The organism is Pseudomonas sp. NPDC089758 (genome assembly GCF_044748705.1).
Taxonomy (GTDB): Bacteria; Pseudomonadota; Gammaproteobacteria; order Pseudomonadales; family Pseudomonadaceae; genus Aquipseudomonas; species Aquipseudomonas putida_X.
In genome coordinates this window covers 67,563-90,086 of the sequence record NZ_JBIVGN010000006.1, presented here as the reverse complement: position 1 = coordinate 90,086, position 22,524 = coordinate 67,563, and the positions used below count along the sequence as shown (strand labels likewise).

The 22,524-nt window shown below is 62.2% G+C and carries 20 protein-coding genes; 15 read left to right on the top strand and 5 right to left on the bottom strand.

The window, feature by feature from the left end:
- Positions 1 to 2 precede the first annotated feature (2 nt).
- Positions 3 to 440 (top strand): type II 3-dehydroquinate dehydratase, encoded by a 438-nt coding sequence (gene aroQ / locus ACIPZH_RS10595; RefSeq protein WP_400626730.1) that lies wholly within the window; start codon positions 3 to 5, stop codon positions 438 to 440.
- Between the two features lie 259 nt (positions 441 to 699).
- Here aroQ and ACIPZH_RS10590 read toward each other — a convergent pair whose 3' ends face one another.
- From ACIPZH_RS10590 to ACIPZH_RS10570, 5 genes are all read right to left on the bottom strand, one after another.
- Positions 700 to 1,263 carry an isochorismatase family protein gene (locus ACIPZH_RS10590; protein ID WP_400636136.1) on the bottom strand — a complete coding sequence of 188 codons (564 nt, stop codon included), beginning with the start codon at positions 1,261 to 1,263 and terminating at the stop codon, positions 700 to 702.
- Positions 1,264 to 1,503: 240 nt separating this feature from the next.
- Complete coding sequence (arsH, locus tag ACIPZH_RS10585; protein WP_400636135.1) at positions 1,504 to 2,205, bottom strand: arsenical resistance protein ArsH; 702 nt, start codon at positions 2,203 to 2,205, stop codon at positions 1,504 to 1,506.
- A gap of 12 nt (positions 2,206 to 2,217) precedes the next feature.
- On the bottom strand, positions 2,218 to 2,688 hold the full coding sequence (locus tag ACIPZH_RS10580; protein ID WP_400636134.1) for an arsenate reductase ArsC: 471 nt from the start codon (positions 2,686 to 2,688) through the stop codon (positions 2,218 to 2,220).
- Between the two features lie 27 nt (positions 2,689 to 2,715).
- Entirely contained in the window at positions 2,716 to 3,999 is a 1,284-nt protein-coding gene (locus ACIPZH_RS10575) for an arsenic transporter (RefSeq protein ID WP_400626722.1), read from the bottom strand.
- Positions 4,000 to 4,020: 21 nt separating this feature from the next.
- Complete coding sequence (locus ACIPZH_RS10570; RefSeq protein ID WP_241805248.1) at positions 4,021 to 4,368, bottom strand: metalloregulator ArsR/SmtB family transcription factor; 348 nt, start codon at positions 4,366 to 4,368, stop codon at positions 4,021 to 4,023.
- Between the two features lie 468 nt (positions 4,369 to 4,836).
- Between ACIPZH_RS10570 and ACIPZH_RS10565 the strand changes: the two genes are divergently transcribed.
- From ACIPZH_RS10565 to ACIPZH_RS10500, 14 genes are all read left to right on the top strand, one after another.
- A complete protein-coding gene (locus tag ACIPZH_RS10565; RefSeq protein ID WP_400636133.1) occupies positions 4,837 to 6,138 on the top strand; it encodes an OmpP1/FadL family transporter in 1,302 nt (433 codons plus the stop codon).
- A gap of 46 nt (positions 6,139 to 6,184) precedes the next feature.
- The gene (locus tag ACIPZH_RS10560) at positions 6,185 to 6,853 is read left to right on the top strand and encodes a DUF3313 domain-containing protein (RefSeq protein ID WP_241805247.1); all 669 of its coding nucleotides are present in this window, start codon (positions 6,185 to 6,187) and stop codon (positions 6,851 to 6,853) included.
- An 82-nt stretch (positions 6,854 to 6,935) separates the two neighbouring features.
- A complete protein-coding gene (locus ACIPZH_RS10555; RefSeq protein ID WP_400636132.1) occupies positions 6,936 to 7,469 on the top strand; it encodes a hypothetical protein in 534 nt (177 codons plus the stop codon).
- 91 nt (positions 7,470 to 7,560) lie between these two features.
- A complete protein-coding gene (locus tag ACIPZH_RS10550) occupies positions 7,561 to 8,328 on the top strand; it encodes a transporter (protein WP_400636259.1) in 768 nt (255 codons plus the stop codon).
- Between the two features lie 75 nt (positions 8,329 to 8,403).
- Entirely contained in the window at positions 8,404 to 10,758 is a 2,355-nt protein-coding gene (locus ACIPZH_RS10545) for a tetratricopeptide repeat protein (RefSeq protein WP_400636131.1), read from the top strand.
- Positions 10,759 to 10,863: 105 nt separating this feature from the next.
- On the top strand, positions 10,864 to 11,838 hold the full coding sequence (locus ACIPZH_RS10540) for an AAA family ATPase (protein WP_400626714.1): 975 nt from the start codon (positions 10,864 to 10,866) through the stop codon (positions 11,836 to 11,838).
- 13 nt (positions 11,839 to 11,851) lie between these two features.
- Positions 11,852 to 12,793, top strand: coding sequence for a DUF58 domain-containing protein (locus ACIPZH_RS10535; RefSeq protein WP_400626712.1), 942 nt, complete (start codon positions 11,852 to 11,854; stop codon positions 12,791 to 12,793).
- Positions 12,790 to 13,299 (top strand): DUF4381 domain-containing protein, encoded by a 510-nt coding sequence (locus tag ACIPZH_RS10530; protein ID WP_400636130.1) that lies wholly within the window; start codon positions 12,790 to 12,792, stop codon positions 13,297 to 13,299. Before ACIPZH_RS10535 ends, ACIPZH_RS10530 begins: the two co-directional genes overlap by 4 nt.
- Positions 13,286 to 14,278 (top strand): vWA domain-containing protein, encoded by a 993-nt coding sequence (locus ACIPZH_RS10525; RefSeq protein ID WP_400636129.1) that lies wholly within the window; start codon positions 13,286 to 13,288, stop codon positions 14,276 to 14,278. Before ACIPZH_RS10530 ends, ACIPZH_RS10525 begins: the two co-directional genes overlap by 14 nt.
- On the top strand, positions 14,279 to 15,874 hold the full coding sequence (locus ACIPZH_RS10520; RefSeq protein WP_400636128.1) for a VWA domain-containing protein: 1,596 nt from the start codon (positions 14,279 to 14,281) through the stop codon (positions 15,872 to 15,874). It begins immediately after the preceding gene.
- Positions 15,874 to 17,178, top strand: a complete 1,305-nt coding sequence (locus ACIPZH_RS10515) for a hypothetical protein (protein WP_400636127.1) — start codon at positions 15,874 to 15,876, stop codon at positions 17,176 to 17,178. Before ACIPZH_RS10520 ends, ACIPZH_RS10515 begins: the two co-directional genes overlap by 1 nt.
- A 43-nt stretch (positions 17,179 to 17,221) precedes the next feature.
- Positions 17,222 to 18,223 carry an HAD family hydrolase gene (locus tag ACIPZH_RS10510; protein WP_400636126.1) on the top strand — a complete coding sequence of 334 codons (1,002 nt, stop codon included), beginning with the start codon at positions 17,222 to 17,224 and terminating at the stop codon, positions 18,221 to 18,223.
- Positions 18,224 to 18,321: 98 nt separating this feature from the next.
- Positions 18,322 to 19,887 carry an arylsulfatase gene (locus ACIPZH_RS10505; protein ID WP_400636125.1) on the top strand — a complete coding sequence of 522 codons (1,566 nt, stop codon included), beginning with the start codon at positions 18,322 to 18,324 and terminating at the stop codon, positions 19,885 to 19,887.
- Between the two features lie 83 nt (positions 19,888 to 19,970).
- Complete coding sequence (locus ACIPZH_RS10500; protein WP_400636124.1) at positions 19,971 to 22,499, top strand: fused MFS/spermidine synthase; 2,529 nt, start codon at positions 19,971 to 19,973, stop codon at positions 22,497 to 22,499.
- Positions 22,500 to 22,524 lie beyond the last annotated feature (25 nt).

Genomic DNA, 22,524 nt, shown 5'->3' with positions numbered 1-22,524 from the left:
CGATGGTCGCCAAAGTACTGATGCTGCATGGCATCAACCACAACATGTTCGGCAAGCGCGACCCGCGCCAGTACGGCACGGCGACCCTGGCAGACATCGACCAGGCGTTGCAGGCCCTGGGCGAGGAGCTGGGGGCGCAGGTCGAGAGCTTCCAGAGCAACTTCGAAGGCGCCCTGTGCGAACGTATCCATCAGGCCTATGAGGACCGGGTGGATGCGGTGCTGATCAATGCCGGCGCCTGGACCCACTACAGCTACGGCATTCGTGATGCACTGGCCATTATCGAAGTGCCGGTGGTTGAAGTGCACATGTCTAACATCCATGCCAGGGAGCCGTTCCGCCATCACTCGGTGTTTGCCGAGGTGGTGCGAGGGCAGATCTGCGGGTTTGGTGTCGAAACCTACCTGCTGGCGTTGCGTGCGGCAATCAACATGCTCTGAGCAGGGCCGCTTCGCAGCCCATCGCCGGCAAGCGCGGCTCCTACAGGTACACCGCCTGCCTGAAGGTTGCGAGCCGCGCAGGGAGAGAACCAGCATCGGGCTGATGCTGATCGGCAGGGCCAGTAGAGCGTCCCCTCAGCGGCTGCTTCCGACCCAGAGTTTATAAGTACTTGATCCATTAGCAGGGGCGTGCAGTGCAGGGGGCTGGGCTTCAGGAGAGATCTACTGCTCGCACATCAGTAGATCCCATCATTCTTCATTAGGTGAGTTGTGCGATCACTTCATCCGACGACATGACATCGGCGTATTCATCACCGAGTATTGCCAAGGTCAGCTCATGAACGGTTGTGGCATCCCACGACTTTCCATGCGGCCCGAGGACTGGTACAGCTGTTGTCGCGTCTGAGGGAAGGACGATGCTGTATCCAAGTGCTTTTCCCGCACGGACTGTGGCGTCAATGCTGTTATGAATGACAACGCCCGTCAGCACCAAACGCTCTACGCGCATTCTTGTAAGAATGGCATCCAATTCGGTGCCGATGAATGCGCAGTTTTCCTGCTTGATAATGACGGTTTCTCCCTCAACCGGGGCCACCTCGTTTTTGATGCCATTCCACGGGCCATGGACGTAGTAGCTGGATGTAGGGGTCCGTTCATCGTGCTTCACGTGAAGAACCGGCCAGCCGTTTGACCGCCAAAGGCCGAGAAGGCGTTGGATCACTGCCAAATATCCAGGATTATTTTTTCCATCCCAGTTCGGGCGATCAATGGCGTCTTGAACGTCAAGGATAACAAGGGGAATAGGTCTCGGTTGATCCGTCATGTATTTCAGTTCCTTTGGGAGAGCGGGTTGTTAGCAGGCATCGCCGGCAAGCCGGCTCACAAGATATCACCAGCCTCAGGGCATACGCTGTACCTGTGGGAGCCGCGCTTGCCGGCGATGGGCTGCGAAGCGGCCCCGGTTACCAACGCCGGCTTTGGGTGTTTGCTGCCATTGGCGAGCAACTGTTGTCGACCCAAAGAAACGCGGCGTTGTCCAGTCTCGTCCATCCCGCTCAAAGCTTCAGATCGAGCGCTGGTTCACACGGGCAGAGAGTTGCTCTGCGTTTTCCTTGCGCTCCGAATAACGGTCTACCAAGAACGCCTGGCGGTCGCGCAGCAGGACGGTGAACTTCACCAGTTCCTCCATGACATCCACCACGCGATCGTAGTACGGCGAGGGCTTCATCCGCCCGGCGTCGTCGAACTCAAGGTAGGCTTTGGGCACCGAGGACTGGTTCGGGATGGTGAACATCCGCATCCAGCGCCCAAGCACGCGCAGTTGGTTGACCACGTTGAACGACTGCGAGCCGCCACACACCTGCATGACCGCCAGGGTCTTGCCTTGAGTAGGGCGCACCGCACCCAGTGCCAGGGGAATCCAGTCGATCTGCGCCTTGAATACCGCAGACATCGCACCATGGCGTTCTGGCGAGCACCAGACCTGGCCTTCCGACCACTGCATCAGCTCACGCAGTTCCTGCACTTTGGGGTGCTCGGCAGGTACATCATCAGGCAGCGGCAGCCCCGACGGATTGAAGACCCGTGTCTCGGCGCCCAAGTGCTCCAGCAAGCGTGCGGCTTCTTCCACCAGCAAGCGGCTGAAGGAGCGTTCACGGGTCGATCCATACAGCAGCAGGATGCGCGGTTTGTGCTCGCTGGAACGGGCTACCGCTGGCGGCCCATCGAGCAGCGCCAGGTCGAGATTGGGCAGGTGCTCAGACATGTTTCCTCCCGCTCAAAGCGTGCCGATGCGATCCAGCTCATGCTTGAGCTGGTCACGGTCGAGGTGATCGAAAGGCAGTGCGAAGAATGCCTGGCAGCGTGATGCGATGCGGGCCAGCGTGGCGCGGAACGCAGCGTCGACCGCCGCCGCCTCACCCACGACATCGGACGGGTCCTCCAGCCCCCAATGCGATTTCAAGGCCGGGCCGAAATAGACCGGGCAAGCTTCGCCGGCTGCCTTGTCGCAAACGGTAATGACGATGTCAGGAGGGCAATCCTCGAACGCGTCATTGCCCTTGCTGCTCAGCCCATCGGTCGAGATGCCGGCGTCTTGCAAGGTTGTCAGGCTGCGAGGCAACACCTGGCCTTTGGGAAAGCTGCCGGAGCTGACTGCTTCAAATCCGTGAGGCGCCAAATGATTGAACATGGCCTCGGAAAGGATGCTGCGGCAACTGTTGGCCGTGCACATGAACAGGACTCGCATAGAGGCTCCTCCGCTTCGTGGCGGATGTCAGAGGCTCAGGCGCAATGCCAGAGCCGAAAGGGTGATCAACAGAACCGGGAGCGTCAGCACAATGCCGACCTTGAAGTAGTAACCCCAGGTGATGCGCATGCCTTTGCGCTCCAGCACGTGCAACCACAGCAGCGTGGCGAGGCTGCCGATAGGGGTGATTTTCGGGCCGAGGTCGCAGCCGATGACGTTGGCGTAGATCATTGCCTCGCGCACCAGCCCTTGCGCCTCGCTGGCCTGGATCGACAAGGCGCCGACTAGCACGCTGGGCATGTTGTTCATGACCGAGGACAGCACTGCAGCAATCAACCCCGTGCCGATGGCGGCACTCCAAAGCCCTTGCTGTGCAAGGCGATCGAGCAGCTGGGTGAGCATATCGGTGAGGCCGGCGTTCTTCAGCCCGTAGACCACCAGATACATACCGAGAGAGAAGATCACCACCTGCCAGGGCGCTTCGCGCAGCACACGACGGGTCGAGATGCGATGCCCGCGAGCGGCGACGGCGAAGAGGATCGCCGCACAGGCCGCGGCTACCGCGCTGATCGGGATACCCAGGGGTTCCAGGGCGAACAGCCCGATCAGCAACACCAGCAGCACCCAGCCACCGACGTTGAAGGTGGCGCGGTCGTGGATCGCCTCACTTGGCGCTTTCAGGGCAGCGACCGTGTACTGCTCAGGGATGTCACGGCGGTAGAACAGGAACAGCACCAGCAGGGTGGCGGCCACGCTGGCGAAATTCACCGGCACCATCACCGAGGCGTATTCGCTGAAGCCCAGTTCGAAGTAGTCGGCGGAGACGATGTTCACCAGGTTTGAGACTACCAGCGGCAGGCTCGCCGTGTCGGCGATAAAGCCTGCGGCCATGACGAACGCCAGCGTAGCGGCGGGCGAAAAGCGTAGCGCCACTAGCATTGACATCACGATAGGGGTGAGGATCAGTGCCGCACCGTCATTGGCGAACAGCGCCGACACGGCGGCACCCAGCAGTACGCAGAAGGCGAACAGGCGGTAGCCGCTGCCGTTTGCCCAGCGCGCGACGTGCAGCGCGGCCCATTCGAAGAAACCCGCCTCGTCCAGCAGCAGGCTGATGATGATGACAGCGATGAAGGTGGCGGTGGCATTCCAGACAATGGCCCACACGGTCGGGATATCGTGCAGCGAAACGGCACCCGCTGCCAGGGCGATGAGCGCACCGAGCGTGGCACTCCAGCCAACACCAAGCCCCCTCGGTTGCCAGATGACCAGGATGAGAGTGAATACAAAGACTGCAATGGCGACCAGCATGAATACCTCGCTCGATGTAGGTCAGCAGCAGGCAGCATCACGGACGGGCCGGCCGTCCATGTTCTTCAGCCGCAGAGCGTTATCTGCCAACCACTGTGCGTTGGCCTGCAAGGTCACCTGCAACATTTCATGCACCCAGGCGGGCAGTTCCGGGTTCAGGCGGTAGTACACCCACTGGCCCTGCCTGCGATCGAGCAGCATGCCATTGCTGCGAAGCTGAGCGAGGTGGCGGCTGATCTTAGGTTGGCTGTCGTTCAGCGCGCACATCAGTTCGCAGACGCAAAGTTCACCGAGACTGGCAATCAACAGTGTGGCCCGAGCACGGGTTTCGTCGGAGAGGCATTTGAAGACATCAGGCGGGGTGAACATGGCGGCACCGGAATATATGGATAGCCGAATATACGTATTTTCATATGTGCTGTGCAAGCTTCTCAGGGCTGAGCGGTCGCTAAGGGGCCAGGCTGTGTGAAAACACCTGCGGCGATCTAGCCATTAGCCGACGCAACCACTGCCGACGGTGAGCACAGCAGCGAGTTGTGCTCGCGTGCGACCTCAAGCCAATGATGAGTATCGATCCCTTGCGTAAACACGACGTCACTGAGAAGCAGAGTACTAAACCACGGTCTACTCTCTCTAGTCGTCATAGAGGCTATGCCGAAACGATGTAGGGCATTGGTCAAAAGGGACTGGAAATGGCTGTTCTCAAATAACGCAAGAGAGACCCAGACAGCTGGTTTCCGACCTTGACGCCCTGATTGCTCTGTTGACGCAGACTGCGCCAGGCGGGGCACTGAGCAATCGGTGTCCTGTTCCATTCCAAGTGTGGAGCAAGGAACGATGACCACTTCGAATCGTATCGCGCACGGGAAAGGGTGGATTCCCGCGGCGATAACGGTATTGGCTTTGCACAGTAGTGGCGTGTCAGCGGGAGGCATCTTCATCTATGAGGCCGGCCAGGAAAGTAACGGCCTGGCCAACGCGGGCTCGGCGGCGCTCGCCACAGACCCCAGCGTGTTGATGAGCAACCCGGCAGGCATCGCCTTGCTGCCCGGCACGCAGGTCAGCGCCAACGCACAGGTCATCCTCGGCGACCTGCGTTACTCACGCGACAGCAATAACCAGTTCGACGGCAACGAGGGCGGCAATGCTCTGCAGTATCTACCGGGCGCCAGCCTGTTCATCAGCCACCAGCTCGATGACCGTTCGGCGATCGGATTCGGCCTGTACGGCAACTTCGGCCTGGCACTGAACTACGACGACGACTGGGCAGGGCGGTACTTCACCCAGGAAGCGGCTGTGATCGGCGTCTCGTTTCAACCCACCTTTGCCTACAAGTTCACCGATGACCTCACTGTCGGCATCGGCCCTCGCATGATGCTGGGCTATTACCGCACTGAGATGGCCGTCAACAACAGCCTGCTGGGTTTGGTCGAGCGGCCCGATGGCCAGCTCGAATACAAGGACACCGACTTCGGCATGGGTGTAAACCTGGGCGTGCTCTACCAGGTCGACCCCCGCACGCGCATTGGCCTGGCCTACACCAGCAAGGTGAAGCTGGAGTTCGAGGACAGCCCGCATGTCAGCGGCATCAACAACCCCCTCATCAACGCCGCGCTCAACCGCTTGGCGGTGGACACCCTGGCGTTGGACATGAACGTGCCGCAGACCGCCACGTTCAGCGTGGCCCACCAGTTGGACGAGCAATGGACGTTGCTTGGCAGCGTGGGTTGGCAGGACTGGAGCGATTTCGGTGATATCGGCGTGGAGGTCGATGCCAATGCCGCCGGTGTCAGCCGCACGGTCGATCGCAAGTACAAGGATACCTGGCACGCCTCACTCGGCGCGCAGTACCAAATGACCCGCCAGCTGCGCTGGAGCGTTGGGGTGGGGTATGACAGCTCGGCCGTCGATGACAAGGACCGCACCGTGGACAACCCGATGGGCGAGACGTGGCGCTTCGCGACCGGGGTGAACTATAAGGTTGAAGAAGGCTTGGACCTGCACCTGGCCTACACGCTGCTCTGGCTCGGCGATATGGACGTGGAGCAGACCAAGGCACGCTCCGGCGATACGTTGTCAGGCAGTTTCGACAACGCCGCCTTGCACGTCATCGGCGGCGGTGCAACGTGGCGATTCTGAAGGTTTTCATCCTCGATAACCGCTTCAACGTGGAAGGAGAAGTTGCATGAAAAGTAGGTCGCTTATTGCAACCGTGTGCCTCGCATCGCTGTTGCTGCATGGCTGTGCGAGCAAATACGTGGAGCCTGATGATTACTCCGGGTTTCTGAAGGACTACAGCAAACTCAAAGAGGAAAAGTCACCATCAGGTGCGGAGGTTATGCGCTGGATCAAGCCGGGCATCACTGCCAACCAATTTACCAGCGTCTATATCGAACCCAGCCAGTTTTATCCCAAGCCGCAACCCACTGCGAAAATTCCGCAGCAAACCTTGCAAGGCATAACCCAATACTACGATCAGGCGCTGAAAAACCAGTTTTCCACCGTGCTGCCGCTGGCGACCAGCCCTGGGCCAGGTGTGCTGGTGGTGCGCCCTGCGATCACTGGGGTAAGCGCTAAAACCAAGGGGTTGCGCCCGTATGAAGTTATCCCGATCGCGTTGGTGGCCGCCGGCATCAGCACGGCGACGGGGATCCGCGATCAAGACACCAGCGTGGCCACCGAGGCCGCATTCATTGACGGAAACTCCAACGAGGTAGTGGCCCAGGTGGTACGCAAAGGAGCAGGTACTGAATTGGAGAACTCCTCGCAGGTCATGCAGGCCACGGACGCACGTGCCGTGCTCGATGGCTGGGCCAAGGACATGGTCAGTTCATTCAAGGCTTTGAAAAAATAGCCCGAATGTTCCCCCTGCCGTGGCTGCGCGGCAGGGGGCATCGGCGTTTGATGCACGGACTCGAAGTTTCAAGGATGCCCCGATGAAAACGGTCATGCTCAAGCTCAAACATGAATTCCTGAAAGTGCTTCCTCCCACCGTGTTTTTTTTCGTGATCCTGCACATCGTTGCGCTAATTCGTGCGCTGATGATCAAAGGATCAGGGGTGGAGCTGCCTGTTTCAGCGTCGGTCCTGATCGCCGCGCTGATATTGGGCAAGTCTGTGCTGGTGGCCGATATGCTGCCTTTCATCAATCGCTTTCCCGACAAGCCGCTGATCTGGAACGTCGCCTGGAAGACCTGCATGTATGCCTTGGTCGCGCTGATCGTCCATTACCTGGAGCGTCTGTACGAGTATTGGAAAGAGGCGGCTGGCGTGATGGATGCCAACGCGCTGTTGTGGTCATCCATTAACTGGCCTCGCTTCTGGGCGGTTCAGATCCTGTTGATCACCTTGATATTCATGTATTGCGTCATCGCTGAACTGGCGCGCGTCATTGGCCGCGAGCGCCTTAAACGCATGTTCATTGGGCCGCTGCCGCCAAAACAGCCCGACATGCCGCAACACAGCGGATAGCCGAACGACTGATCCGGTTTGGCCACTTGGCTTGCAGTTGACGGGAGACACCGCGTTGAAAAAGAACGTTTACCCGCTTTACGCGCTCGCTTTGTTGGCGCACGCCGGCCAAGGCCACGCAGAGGATTCGGCAGAGCTTGCCAAGAAGGCACTGAACCCGGTTGCGGCCATGTACAGCTTGCCGGTGCAATATAACTGGGACCAGAAACTGGGCCCCAATGGCGAGGGCAAGCGCAGCCTGACCAATATCCAGCCCGTGCTACCGTTCAGCCTGAATGATGACTGGAACCTGATCTCCAGGACCATCCTGCCTGTCGTCGACCAACACGGTTTGGGTGGCGCGGCGGACACCTCCGGTGTGGGCGATGTGACCCAAAGCTTTTTCTTCTCACCGAAACAACCCACGGCCAGTGGCTGGATACTGGGCGCAGGGCCGGCGCTGTTGATACCAACAGGCAGCAACGATGTGCTGAGCAGTGAACAGTGGGGGCTCGGACCGACAGCGGTAGCCTTGAAGCAAGCCAACGGGTGGACGCACGGGATACTGGCGAACCATATCTGGGGGCTGGAGGGCAGCCCTGCAGATGGCAAGGAGAAGGTCAACCAGACGTTCATGCAGCCGTTTCTTTCCTACACGAACAGCGCCTTGACCACATTTGGCATCAACAGTGAGTCGACCTACGACTGGCAATCCAAACAATGGTCAATTCCAATCAACCTGATGGTGACCCAACTACTAAAAGTGGGTGGGCACCCTATTACCGTCCAGGCGGGCCCGCGTTATTGGCTCGACTCACCGGATAATGGCCCCGAAGGCTGGGGCTTTCGGTTTGCTGTAACGCTGCTTTTCCCAAGGTAATGCACGCCGGCATCGCTAATACGCCTGCAAGAACAACCCGCAGGGTTGCTGATTCTATTGATCACGGAGCTAAGGATGGGGCGTCGCGACAAAGGCAATATTCTGGGCTTGGCATTGAAGGCCTTGTCCTGGTCTGCAGTTTTGATCACCTGCCTGGTTGGCTCAGTAGGCACTGCGCTGTGTGCCGAGCAGGCGGGGGCTGCACCCGCCTTTTCGACCGAATCCGAAGGCTATGTGGCTGCCGCTACTTGCCTTGGCTGTCACGTTGACCAGGCCAAGGCCTGGAAGGACTCGGATCACGGTTGGGCGATGCGCGACGCCAACGAGACCAATGTGCTTGGCAATTTCAACGACGCGCGCTTCGACGAGGCCGGGGTCTCGGCGCGTTTCTTTCGCAGGCACGGCGGCTTTTACGTCAATACCGAAGGTGAGGATGGCCAGCCGGCAGACTTCAAAATCATCTACACATTCGGCCACTATCCGCTGCAGCAGTACCTGGTTGCGCTGCCCAGGGGCCGCCTGCAGGCGTTGACCATCGCCTGGGACAGCAGAGCCAAGGGCGAGGGCGGGCAACGCTGGTTCTCGCTCTACCCTGGGCAACGTTTTGCACCCGATGACCCTTTGCACTGGACCGGTCGCTACCAGAACTGGAACGGCATGTGCGCCGATTGCCATTCCACGCGTTTGATCAAGCACTACGACGATCGCCAGGACAGCTTCGCGTCCACCTGGAAAGAGCAGAACGTTGGCTGCCAGAGCTGTCATGGGCCTGGCCAGGCCCATGTCGATTGGGCGAACAAAGCCACATCCGCTGAGCAAGCCGATGCGTCGGCCAAGGACATGGGCCTGGCTGTCGATTACAAGGCGTTGGGCAGTCAGGGCCTGGTCGAGCAGTGTGCGTTCTGCCACAGCCGGCGGCAGACTCTTGGCGTGGGCCAGCTACCCGGTCATCCGCAGCTCGACCAGAGCCTGCCGGCCACCTTGCGCGCGGGGCTTTATCACGCAGACGGCCAGATCGACGGTGAGGTGTACGAGTACGGCTCCTTCACGCAAAGCAAGATGTACAACGCAGGGGTGGGCTGCACCGACTGCCACAACCCTCATACCGCCAAGGTCAAGGTCGAAGGCAACGGGCTGTGCCTGCAATGCCACAACGGCAATCCACCGGTAGCCCGCTTCGCCACCCTGCAGGCCAAGGACTATGATACGCCGGCGCACCATCACCACGTCGCCGGCAGCCCTGGCGCCCAGTGTGTCAGTTGCCACATGCCGACCAAGACCTACATGGTCGTCGACCCCCGGCGCGACCACAGCTTGCGGATCCCGCGTCCGGACCTCGCCAGCAAGGTCGACAGCCCCGATGCCTGCACGGCTTGCCACCAAGACCAGCAACCGGCTTGGGCCGCCAAGGCGATCGAGCAGTGGTTTGGCAAGCCGCAGCGCCCGGTTTTGTTTGGCGAGGCGTTCCAGGCGGTGCGCAATGGCCAAGGTATCCCATTGAGCCTTTTGGGCACGGTGCTAGCAGACAAGACCAAGCCAAGCATCGTGCGCGCCACTGCCGCCGAACAGATGGCTGACCTGGGCCCTCAAGCCCTCATCAGCCTGGGCTGGGCGTTGAACGATCCGAGCCCATTGGTGCGTGCCTATGCCACGTCTGGGTTCTCGAGCGTGCCGCCAGAGCAGCGCCTCAAACCACTGTTGCCCCTGCTCGAAGACCCCTCCCTGGCGGTGCGCGATGAGGCAGTGCGCGCGCTTGCGGATGTGCCCAGCACGCAGTTGCCGGCCCAGGCGAAGGAGGCGTTCAGCACCGCGCTGGCAGACTACGAGGCGCGCCTGCGTGGCAATGCAGACCTGCCAGGCGGGCGCTTGAACCTGGCCGTTCTGTTGAGCCGCCAGGGGCGTCAGCAAGAAGCCATGGAGCAGTACCGTCAGGCACTGCGCCTTGACCCATACTTTGTGCCGGCGCGGGTCAACCTGGCCAATCTCGCCACAGCCGAGGGCCAGCTCGATGAAGCGGAAAACGTACTGCGCGCAGGCCTGGCGCTGGAAAAGATGTCGACGACCGACCACGGCAACCTGGCGTACATGCTGGCCCTGCTGCTGGTGGAACGACGCCAGCCCGAAGAGGCCGTGGGCTTGATGGAGTCGGCAGCGGTCGCGCTGCCAGGCAATGCGCGCATTCGCTACAACCAAGGTTTGCTGCTGTCGCGCATGAACCGTCGCGATGAGGCCTTGGCGGCGCTGGAGCGTGGCCTTGAGCAGGCACCGGATAACGCCGACCTTCTGTACTCGTTGATCTACCTGCATGCCTTGGCCGGTGAACGCAGCGAAGCCTATGCCTATGTGCAACGGATGCGCAAAGCGGCCCCTGACGATTCACGCCTGCAAGGCATCGAGCCTTACTGGCAAAAGTACGAAAGCACCAATTGAGCTGGCGATGGCGCTGTGAGCGGCTAGATTTACCTCGTCGCCTTCGAGCAGTTGCGAACATCCGTGGGGCCTCGTGTCGATGCCCCGACTGACAAGGACCGAGCAGTGGATACACGCGAGCAGATTGCTGAACTCGAAGCCAGTGTGGCGCAGAGCGTGCTGGGCCAGGCCGACACCATCCGGCATGTGATTCTTGGCTTGCTGGCCAATGGTCACGTATTGCTGGAAAGCCTGCCGGGGCTGGCCAAAACGCGTACGGTCAAGGCGCTGGCCACCCACCTGGAGGCCAGCATGCGGCGCATCCAGTTCACCCCCGACCTGCTGCCGTCGGACATCACTGGTGGCGAAATCCTCCAGCAGACCGCACAGGGCAACGAGATCAAGTTTCAACCCGGGCCGTTGTTCGGCAACGTGATTCTTGCCGATGAGATCAACCGCGCCCCGGCCAAGGTTCAGGCGGCCCTGCTTGAAGCCATGGAGGAGCGCCAGATTACCGTGGCCGGTCAGAGCTACCCGATGTCAAACCTGTTCATGGTGCTGGCGACCCAGAACCCCATCGAGCAAGAGGGTACCTACCCGTTGCCCGAGGCGCAGATGGACAGGTTCCTGATGAAGCTGCAACTGGACTATCCCAAGGTGGAGGATGAAACCCTGGTGCTGCGCCTGGTGCGCAACGAGGAACAACAGGCAGGCCACCCGCACCAGGCGCCTGGGCGTCTGCCCCAGGACGTGGTGTTCGCCGCACGCAGTGCGATCGCGGGCATTGAAGTGTCGCCGGCGATCGATCGTTACCTGATCGACCTGATCAACGCCACACGCCACCCGGTCGAGCATGATCCGGACCTTGCGCGCTGGATCAAGATCGGCGCCAGCCCGCGTGGCGGGATCAGCCTGGACAGAGTGGCGCGTGCCCACGCATGGCTGGCCGGGCAGGGGTACGTCACCCCGGACAATGTGCGAGCAGTGGTCCATCCGGTGTTGCGCCACCGATTGCAGCTCTCCTACGACGCGGTTGCCGATGGCATCGGCGCCGACCAGGTGATCGACCGGCTGCTGGACACGGTCGCCATCCCGGCCTGAACGGAGCGAGCCCATGCAACCGACCCAGGATGGTTTCGTCTACGCCTCGCTCAGCCAGCTGATGGCGTTCGAATACCGCGTGCGCGGCTTGAGCTTCCTGGCGCGTCAGCCGCTGGCAAGCATCCTGGCGGGCAATCACGCCTCACGCCTGCGTGGCCGCGGCTTGAGCTTCGACGAGCTGCGCCGTTACATACCTGGCGATGATCTGCGCCACCTCGACTGGCGCGCATCGTTACGCTACGGCAAGCCGTTCGTGCGCACCTTCACCGAAGAGCGCGACCGGCCGACACTGCTGCTGGTCGATCAACGCATGAACATGTATTTCGGCTCCCGGCGCAGTTTCAAGTCAGTCACCGCTGCCGAGCTTGCCGCATTGTCGGCATGGATAGCCCTGCAGGCCGGTGATCGGGTGGGCGGGCTGGTATTCGATGATCAGCAAGTGGTGCACATCAGGCCGCTGCGCAGCCGCGCACGGGTGCAGGCCCTGTGCGCGGCAGTGGTGCGCAGCAACAACCGCCTTAGCGCGTCAGGCCCGGACAGCGAGCAAGAGGGGCAACTCGACACTGCGCTGCGCAACGTCATCGGCCTGGCCGGGCATGATGCGCTGGTCTGCATCATCAGTGACTTTGCCGGGGTGACGGAGCAGACCTTGAAGCTGTTGCGGCAACTGAGCGCGCACAATGACGTGATCGCCATGCAGGTGTATGACCCTATCGCGCTGGATGTCCCCGACAAGGGGCGTTTGAGCGTGACCCAGGGCGAGATGCAGATCGACCTTGAAATCGGGCGGCGCCAGGTGCACCGGCCGCTGGGCGATTTTCTCTCCGGGCGCCTTGAGCAAGTGGCGCAGTTGCTGCGCCGCAGCCAGATACCGCTGATGATGATCAGTACCGGCGATGAGGTGTTGGGCCAGGTGCAGCGTGAACTGGGGCGGCTTGGGGGCGGTGGCCGATGAGCGCCCGGCCGTCGCCTGCCGCCATCGACCAGCTCAAGGAGCTGCCGTTGCCGGTGCCACCGTTCAGTTATGCCCCGCAAACCTGGGGTTGGGCGGTATTGCTGGCCGTTGTGGTGGTGGTAGGGCTCGCTTATGCCGTGTATGTCTGGCGGCGCTGGCAGCGTGATCGTTATCGACGTGAGGCGTTGCAGCGGCTCGACGCCCTTGTTGCGGCGCAGGCCCATCCCGAGCAGCGTTTGCCAGCGCTGCGTGAATTACCGGCGTTGCTCAAGCGCGTAGCGCTTTCCATGCCTGACGCGCCAGCGGTGCACGGCCTGTCAGGCCAGCAATGGCAGGTGTTTTTGCAGCAGCGGGCACGCTTTGCCTTGCCTGAGCAGTTCGCCGCGCAACTGCACACGCTGGCTTATGCGCCAGACCTGCAGGTGCAGGCAATCGGCGAGCCTGAGCTGCGAACCTTGGTGAACACCTGCAGGCGCTGGATCGAGGCTCACCATGTGGCAGTTTGATTACCTGTGGGTGTTCTTGTTGCTGCCCTTGCCCTGGCTGGCCTACCGCTTCATGCGCCCCTATCACGAGGCGCGCAGCGCATTGCGGGTGCCGTTTTTCTTCGCCATGAGCCGTGCGGTGAACCAGCTCCCCGACACCACGCCACCCTCGGGTGGGCGCTGGCAAGTGCTTTTGAACCTGCTGGTATGGGGCCTTCTGCTGGCCGCCTGCGCGCGGCCCGTACTGGTGGAAAAGGCCATCGAGCGTGAGCAGCCCATCCGCGACATGCTGCTGGCGATCGATATTTCTCAGTCCATGCAGGCCAAGGACTTTACCGACGCCAATGGCCAGCAAGTGGACAGGTTGAGCGCGGTGAAAGCGGTGGTGCGCGACTTCATCGCCCAGCGCAAGCAAGACCGCATCGGCTTGATCGTATTCGGCACCGGTGCCTACCCACAGTCGCCCCTGACCCTCGATCATGCCAGTCTCTCGCTGCTGCTCGATGAAGTCGGGGTGGGCATGGCCGGGCCGAACACCGCCATAGGCGATGCCATTGGCCTTGCCATCAAGCTGCTGGATCAGGCCAAGGAGCAGGAAAAGGTGATGGTGCTACTGAGTGACGGCAATGACACCGGCAGTGCGATCACACCCGAACACGCGGCAGGCTTGGCCAGTGAGCGGAACATCGTGGTACATACCATTGGGATCGGCGACCCCCAGGCCAGCGGTGAAGACAAGGTCGATCTGCAAGCGCTGGAGGGCATCGCACGCACCACCGGTGGCAGGTTCTTCCGCGCCGACGACCGGGGCGCGCTGGCCCAGGTGTATGCCACGCTGGACCGGATCACCCCCCATAGCGTGAAGACCTTCAGCCACCAGCCCAAGCGTGACCTGTTCTGGTGGCCACTGGGGGCGGCCTTGCTGTTGCTGGCCTTGGGGCATAGCCTGGCAGCCGTGGCTGGCCCGTTGCGGGCACGGCCTGCGCAGGGGAGGCCATGAATGGACATCGACCTTAGTGCCTTGCACCTGCTGCGCCCCTATTGGTTGTTACTGTGGCTACCGGCCGCGCTGCTGCCCTGGGCATGGCAGCGGCGCAATGACCTGAAGCGGCAGTTGCACGGCGTGATCGCTCCACACCTGGTCGAGCATCTGCTCATCACCCCCGAGGAGCAAGCGCGGTTGCGGCCCGTTCACCTGCTGGCAGCACTGCTCGGCCTGGGTGCCCTGGCCGCCGCGGGGCCGACCTGGCAGCGCGACATCCCCGCGTTCGTCGACAACCGTGCGCCGCTGATCCTGGCGCTGGACCTGTCGCCGTCGATGGATGCCGACGACGTACCCCCATCCCGCCTGCAAGCCGCCAAACATACCTTGCACGACCTGGTGATGCGCCGCGCAGGGGCACGCACAGCGCTCATCGCGTATGCCGGCAGCGCGCACCTGGTGCTGCCCGCCACCGAAGACCCACACTTGCTCGACACCTTCTTGCAAGCACTGACCACCGATTTGATCGCGCAACCCGGCAAGGATGTAGTAGGGGTGATCGACGTGGCGAAACGCTTGCTGGCAGCCGAGCAGGTGCCCGGCACGCTGGTGCTGCTGACCGATGGCGCCGATGCCGGGCAATTGTCGGCACTGACGGGCGCGCTCAAAGGCAGCGACCTGCAGGTGATGGTCCTGGCCGTGGGCAGCCAAGACAGCGGGGTTGTGCATGACGCTCAGGGCCGTACCCGGGTCGATGCCGAAGGGCGCCCGCTGCAGGCGGACTTCGACCAGCAGGGCTTCAGGCAGTTGGCCGACGCCGTCAACGGCCCGCTGGGCAGCCTGACCCTGAGCGACGATGATCTGGACTGGATCGAACTGCATGCGCAGCAGCATTTTCAGGCAGCCCAAGGCGACCCGCAGCAGGTGCACTGGAAGGACGCCGGCTACTGGCTGTGCTGGCCGCTGGCGCTGCTTGCGCTGCTGTGCCTGCGCCGTGGCTGGAAGGTGCACTGGATGGCCACCGTGCTGGTGGCGGTCGTGTTGGGCACGCAGCCGCAAAGCGCGCGGGCCGGGCCTGTCGCGGATGCCTTCTTCACCCCTGACCAGCAGGGCCGCTGGGCCTTCGAGCATGGCCATTACCCGCAGGCCGCAGCGCATTTCAACGACCCTTACTGGAAAGGCCTGGCTGCCTACACCGCCGCCGACTATGACGTTGCCTTGGCCAGCCTCGGCAAGCTCGACACCGCCCAGGCTTTTTTCTACCGGGGCAATATCTACGTGCGCCAGTTCAAGTTTCCCCAGGCGGTTCAGGCCTACCAACAGGCTTTGCAGCGCCAGCCTGCGTTCCCCGAGGCCAGTGCCAACCTGGCACTGGCGCAGGCGCTGCTCAAAGACTATGAAGACCAGCAAAAGGCAGGCACACCCGACGAGAAGGCCGACAAGGTGGTGGAGGACCAGACGCCTTCCAAAGGCGCCCGGCAAAAGCAGCAGCAAACGCCCCAGGCCGCTTCGGACCAAGTCTGGCTGAATAACCTGACGACGTCGCCGGCGCAGTTCCTCAGGCGCAAGTTCCTGCTTCAGGATGCCTCACGACCCACAGCGGAGGGCAGCTGATGAAACGCATGCTGTTGCTGCTAGGGCTCTACCTGCCATTGCTTGCGGTCGCGGCACCCGAGGCTCGTGTGCAGGCGCGCCTGCTGCCGGCCGGCGACACGGTGGTAGGCGCGACGCTCGAGTTGCAGGTCGATCTGCTGGTAGACACCTGGTTCACCCAGCCGGCCGTGCTGCCGGTGATCGAGTTGCCGGGTGCTACGGTGAGCGCACCCAGCGGAGAAGCGCAGCATCTGAACGAACGGCTCGACGGCAAGGCCTTCTTCGGCCTGCGCTACACCTATCAGATCACCCCGCACACGGCCCAGGCCTTCACCCTTCCTGCGCAAACCTTTCAGGTGTTCCCCGGCCAGTCGGATGCGCCGGTCACACTCGCCAGCGAGCCGCTTTCATTCGTCGCCAAGGCCCTCGCCGGTGATGCGACCGTGCACCGCCTGGTGGCACGCAAGGTCAGCCTTGAGCAACAAACACAGCTGTCGCATTCACCGCTGCGTGCAGGGGACAGCATTACCCGTCGGGTGGTGACGCGAGCCGAAGGTGCGCAGGCGATGCTCATACCACCGCCACCGCTGATCGAGATCGAAGGCCTCAAACGCTATGTGCAAACCCCTCGTGTTGCGCCGCTAAGCGATGGCCGAGGGGGCTCGACCGGCGGCCAGCGCGAGGACAGTGTGAGCTATGTGGTATCGGCCGCCGGACGTTACCAGCTGCCCGCGATCGAACTGCAGTGGTGGGATGCGGCGACGGGTGAGGCCAGGCAAGCAACGTTGCCCCCAATCGATGTCACCGCCATCGAGGGTGGTTACAAAGCGCCGTTTTCCATCGACCAGGACCTGCGCGCGCTCGGCCGTCAGGCACAGTTGCGCCTGCCTGGCCACTGGTTGTGGGCTGCAGGCTTGCTGCTGCTTGGCGGGGCGCTGATTTACGTTGCACGGCCGTGGCTGTGGGCGGTGTGGCGGCATTTGCAAAGCTGGCAAGCAGCGCGGCGTATGGCGCGGTTGCACTCTGCTGAGCATGCCTGGCGGCAGGCGCGTGCACAACTTGCGCAAGACCCGCCGCAGCTCGACGGGCTGTACCTGTGGATTCGCAGGGCTACCGGGCAGCGCACAGTGTCAGAATTTTCCTCAGCTTTGCCGCCCCAATTGCGAATACGTCTACTAGACTGGCTCCAGAACCGCTACGGCAATGGCCGTGAAGTACGCCAGAGCGCGCCGTCACTGAGCCCGATCCTACCAGCGTTGCGGCGAGCGGCAGTGAGCGGGCGGCAGGTCAGCCACCCTGAAGGCTTGAAACCACTCAACCCATGAGTCTTTGCCTGAAGTGATAGGCAGCACTGAGAAGGGATACTTCATGCTCGATCTACACCGTGCGCGCTGGTGGTTGGCCTTGTTACTCGTGTTGCCTTTGGCGGTGCAGGCGGCCAATGCGCTGCCTTCCTGGCGGGATGGCCCCTCACGGCAAGCCATCGAAGCGTTCGTGGACGCCGTGACCACCGAAGGCAGTGAAGACTATGTGCCCGAGGCCGAGCGCATTGCCGTCTTCGACAATGACGGCACGCTATGGAGCGAGCAGCCGCTGTATTTTGAGGTGTTGTTTGCCCTTGATGAGGTCAAGAGGCTCGCACCGCAACACCCGGAATGGACCAGCCAGCAGCCGTTCAAGGCCGTTCTGGAGGGCGACCAGAAGGCTTTGAGTGACAGCGGCATGGACGGCATGCTCAAGATCGTCGCCGCCACTCATGCCGGGGTCAGCACCGAGGCGTTTATCGCCAATACCCAGCGTTGGCTGGCAACGGCCGTACACCCTCGCACCCACAGGCCGTACACCGAGATGGTCTTCCAGCCCATGCTCGAACTTTTGCAGTACCTGCGGGCCAACGGTTTCAGGACCTACATCGTCTCGGGCGGTGAGGTGGCGTTCATGCGTGCATTCGCAGAGGAAGTCTACGGGGTGCCGCCAGAGCAGGTGATCGGCACCACGCTGGAGGCTCGCTTCATCGATGACAACGGCAAACTGTCGATCGAACGTCTGCCCAAGTTGCTGCACAACGACGATGGCCCAGGCAAGCCGGTGAGCATCGATGCCCATATCGGCCGTCGCCCGATCTTCGCCTTTGGCAACTCCGACGGCGACCTGCAAATGCTGCAATGGACCATGGCTGGCGACGGCAAGCGCTTTGCCGGCCTGGTCCATCACACCGACGCGACACGCGAATGGGCCTATGACCGCGACAGCAAGGTCGGGCGCTTGGACAAGGCGCTGGATGCCGCCAAGGGTTCCAACTGGACCGTGGTCGATATGGCCCGCGAGTGGCAGCGCATCTACCCATTCGAAAGCAACCAGGCTCAATGAAAGAGAACCGCAGGGCACAGGGAACCAGCCAAGCAGTAGGTCGATCGTGCACGTAGTCGTGGCCAACGCCAGTAGACGTGATACGGAGAAACCGCCCCATGAAGTCCAGCAGAAGATGGATAACCTCATTCGCGCTAGCCGCTACTGCAGCGGTGAGCGTGTGCACGGCAACCGCCGCGGAAAAGCCCAATATCCTGGTGATATTCGGCGATGACATTGGCCAGACCAACATCAGCGCCTATGGCAAGGGCGTGGTCGGCTATCAGACGCCCAACATTGACCGCATCGGCCAGGAAGGCATGCTGTTCACTGACTATTACGCCGAGAACAGCTGCACCGCTGGGCGTTCTTCCTTCATCACCGGGCAGACACCGCTGCGCACCGGCTTGTCCAAGGTCGGCATGCCGGGTGTGCCCGTGGGTTTGCAGGCGCGCGATGTCACCATTGCCCAGGCGCTCAAGGCGCAGGGCTATGCCACTGGCCAGTTCGGTAAGAACCATTTGGGCGACCGGGATGAATACCTGCCGACCAATCATGGCTTCGACGAGTTTTTCGGCAACCTGTATCACCTGAACGCCGAGGAAGAGCCGGAGCGTGAACTGTGGCCCAAGGATGACGAGGCATTCGTCAAGGCTACCTCGCCACGGGGTGTGATCAAGTCGAGCGCCGATGGCAAGATCGAGGATACCGGTGCGTTGACCAAGTCGCGCATGGAGACCATCGACGACGAGACCACCCAGGCGGCAATCAACTTCATCGACAAGCAAGCCAAGGCTGACAAGCCGTTCTTCGTGTGGATGAACACCACCCGTATGCACCTTTATACCCACGTGCGCGAGTCGATGCGCGGGCAGAGCGGTATGCAGGGCAATGAGTATGCAGATGGCATGGTGGAGCACGACGGTGACGTGGGCAAACTGCTCAAGACCCTCGATGATCTGAAGATCGCCGACAACACCATCGTGGTTTACACCACCGACAACGGCCCTAACCAGTTCTCCTGGCCTGATGCTGCGACCACACCGTTCCGCAACGAGAAGAACTCCAACTGGGAAGGCGCCTACCGCGTGCCGGCGATGATCCGTTGGCCTGGCAAGGTCAAACCGGGCACGGTGTCCACCCAGATGTTCTCGGGGCTGGACTGGTTCCCGACACTGCTGGCCGCAGCCGGTGACACTGGCATCAAGGACCGCTTGCTCAAGGGCGCCGATGTAGGTGGCAAGAACTTCAAGGTGCATCTGGACGGTTACAACCAGCTGGACTACCTGACCGGTAAAACGGACAAGAGCGCACGTAGCGAATTCTATTACTTCAACGATGACGGTGAACTGGTGTCGATGCGCTTCGGCGACTGGAAGCTGGTGTTCTGCGAACAGCGTGCCCCCGGTGGTTTCGCGGTTTGGAGCGAACCGTTCACCTGCTTGCGGGTGCCCAAGATCTTCAACTTGCGTATGGACCCGTATGAGCGCGCCGATGTGGTCTCCAACCAGTACTACGATTGGGTGACCAAGAACGACTACCTGATCTTCCAGGGGACCCGCAAGGCTGCCGCCTTCCTGCAGACGTTCGTGGAATACCCGCCGAGCCAGCGTCCGGCCAGCTTCAGCATCGACCAGATTCGTGCTGACGTGGACAAGAAGATCGAAGAGAAGATGAAGCAGTAAGCGCGATGCCCGCGCCCGCCCTTGGCGGGCGCATTCTTTCCTACCCAGTGCGGACAGACGTGTGGGTCCGCTAAGGCTTGTCGATGCCCGCAGTCGTGAACCTTCCCCGCGCTGACAGTTCCAGCACCACCGAAACGCAGGCACCGTTGCCATGGCTGCTGCCTGCGGCGCTGCTGTTCGTTTCTGGCGGTGCAGCGCTGATCTATCAAGTGCTTTGGGTCAAGCAGTTGTCTCTGGTGGTTGGGGTGGAGGTGTATGCCATCACCGCGGGCATCAGCGCGTTTTTTGCGGGGCTGGCCATGGGGGGGCTGCTGTTCGGTCGCTGGGCTGACCGGTTGCGCCACCCGGTCAAGCTCTATGCGGGGCTGGAGTTGGCAGTGGCAGTGCTGGCAGTGGCCGCAACCCTGGGGCTGGCGCAGAGTGCGGCACTGTTTGCCCGCCTGGAAGCGAGTGTCGGTTTGCTGGCCTGGTTGCTGCCATTGAGCCTGGTGGGGGTGCCGGCTTTTTTGATGGGCGGTACCTTGCCAGTACTGGTGCGAGCGCTGACCCCCACTGATGCACAGACGGGGGAGGCGGGCGGTCGGCTATACGCCGCCAATACCGCTGGCGCGATCTTCGGCACCTTGCTGGCGGCATTCGTCTTGCTGCCGCAGCTTGGCGTCACCGGAGCCGCCTGCGTAGCGGGTGCGCTGAATATGCTGGCCGCGCTGGGTGCCTGGTGCGGGCGCGGCAGGGATGAGCGGGCCTTGCCTGCTTGCGCTGCGGCCTCGCTGCCGCGCACGCCGCAGGCTCGCTTGGCCATCGCCCTGTATTGCCTGGCAGGTGGCGTGGCGCTCGGTTACGAAGTGGTGTGGACGCAATCGATCGTGCAGTTCATGAGTACCCGCGCGTTCGCCTTCTCCGTGGTGTTGGCCACCTACCTGACGGGGCTGGTCCTGGGCAGTGCGCTGTACGCCCGGCGCGCCGACCGCATCCGCGACCCTTGGGGGCTGTTCGGCCTGCTGATCGCGAGCGCCGGGTTGCTGGCGTTGTTACAGATTGCCGGGCTCGGGCGCTGGCTGGTGGCCTGGCAGACCCTGCTGGAAAGCCATGTACTGCAACTGACCGGCAGCCAGTTGGCAGGGATGTGCGCGCGCTTCGCGGCTGCCGCAGTGTGTGTGGTGTTCATCCCGACCACCTTGCTCGGGGCGGCGTTTCCCCTGGCCCTGCGCCTGGCCGTGGACAGTGGCCAAGTGGGGCGGGACGTGGGCGCGGTGGTTGCCCTCAATACCCTGGGCGGCATCGTCGGTGTCATGCTCACGGGGTTTGTCCTGGTGCCTGGAATAGGGCTGGTGCGAACCTTGGTGGTGCTCGCCTGCGTGGCGGCGGCCATCGGCGTAGTCGCGACATGGCGGGGCCAGGCCGTGCACAAGGGCATGCGGGCAGCGGTCCTGCTGGTTGGCGGCGCGACCCTGGTTACCGGCGCGCTCACCCCACCAGAACGCTTGGCGCAGTTGTTACCCGGCGCGCGTAGTGGTGAGCTGGTGTTCTACCAGGAAGGCCGCGGCGGCACGGTAGCGGTGGTCCACCAGCAGCGTCAGGGGCAAGCGTTCAACCGCCTGTACATCCAGGGTGTGTCCAACACTGGGGATGCCATGCCGTCACTGCGCTACATGCGCCTGCAGGCGTTGCTGCCTTTGCTGATACATCGCGGCGAGCCGCGCTCGGCGCTGGTGATCGGCTTCGGCACCGGGATCACCGCCGGGGCAATGCTGCGCTATTCAGGGCTGGAGCATCCGGTGGTTGCCGAGCTGCTGCCGCAGGTGCTGGCAGCGGCGCCGCTGTTCTCTGGTAACTTCGATGCGGTGAACGACCCGCGCCTTGACATTCGCCTGCGTGATGGGCGCCGTGAGCTTTTGCGTAACGCGCAACGCTACGACGTGATCACCCTGGAGCCGCCACCGCCTTCGGCGGCAGGGGTGGTGAACCTGTACTCGCGCGACTTCTACCAACTGGCAGCGTCGCGCCTGCAGGAGCATGGGCTGGTCGCCCAATGGCTACCGCTCCCCACTCAGAACGACGAGGACAGTCGCTCGCTGGTACGCAGCTTTCTTGACGTGTTCCCGCATGCCTCGTTGTGGACCACCGAGTTTCACGAGATGCTCTTGATCGGCTCGGCAACGCCGATGGAGCTTGATGTACCGCGTATCCGCCAGCGCTTCGAGCAACCCCAGGTTTCGGCTGCTTTGGCCCAGGTGGGCGTGAGTTCGGTCGAGGCATTGCTGGCCACTTGGGTCACCGACAGGCAAGGGCTTGAGCGTTATGCCGGCGATGCACAGCCGGTTACCGACGATCGGCCCCGGATCGAGTATGCGCCGTGGGTCAGGCCGCGCGAAATCACCCGCGTGTTGCCGGCATTGCTGGCGCTGCGGGTGGCGCCGCCCTTGGCGAATGCCGCCCCCTCGGTGCAAGCCGCGGTGAATGATGAGTGGGCGTTGCTGCGTCGTTTTTATGGGCTGTCATTGCTGGCTTACAACGGCAATCGCCAGGCCTGGATGCGCGAGGCGCGGGCCTTGGCACCGATCAGCGCACAGAACCCTTACATGCGCTGGTTTACCGGCGGCAACCGCTGAGCTGAACGCAGGGCGCGCGGCAAGC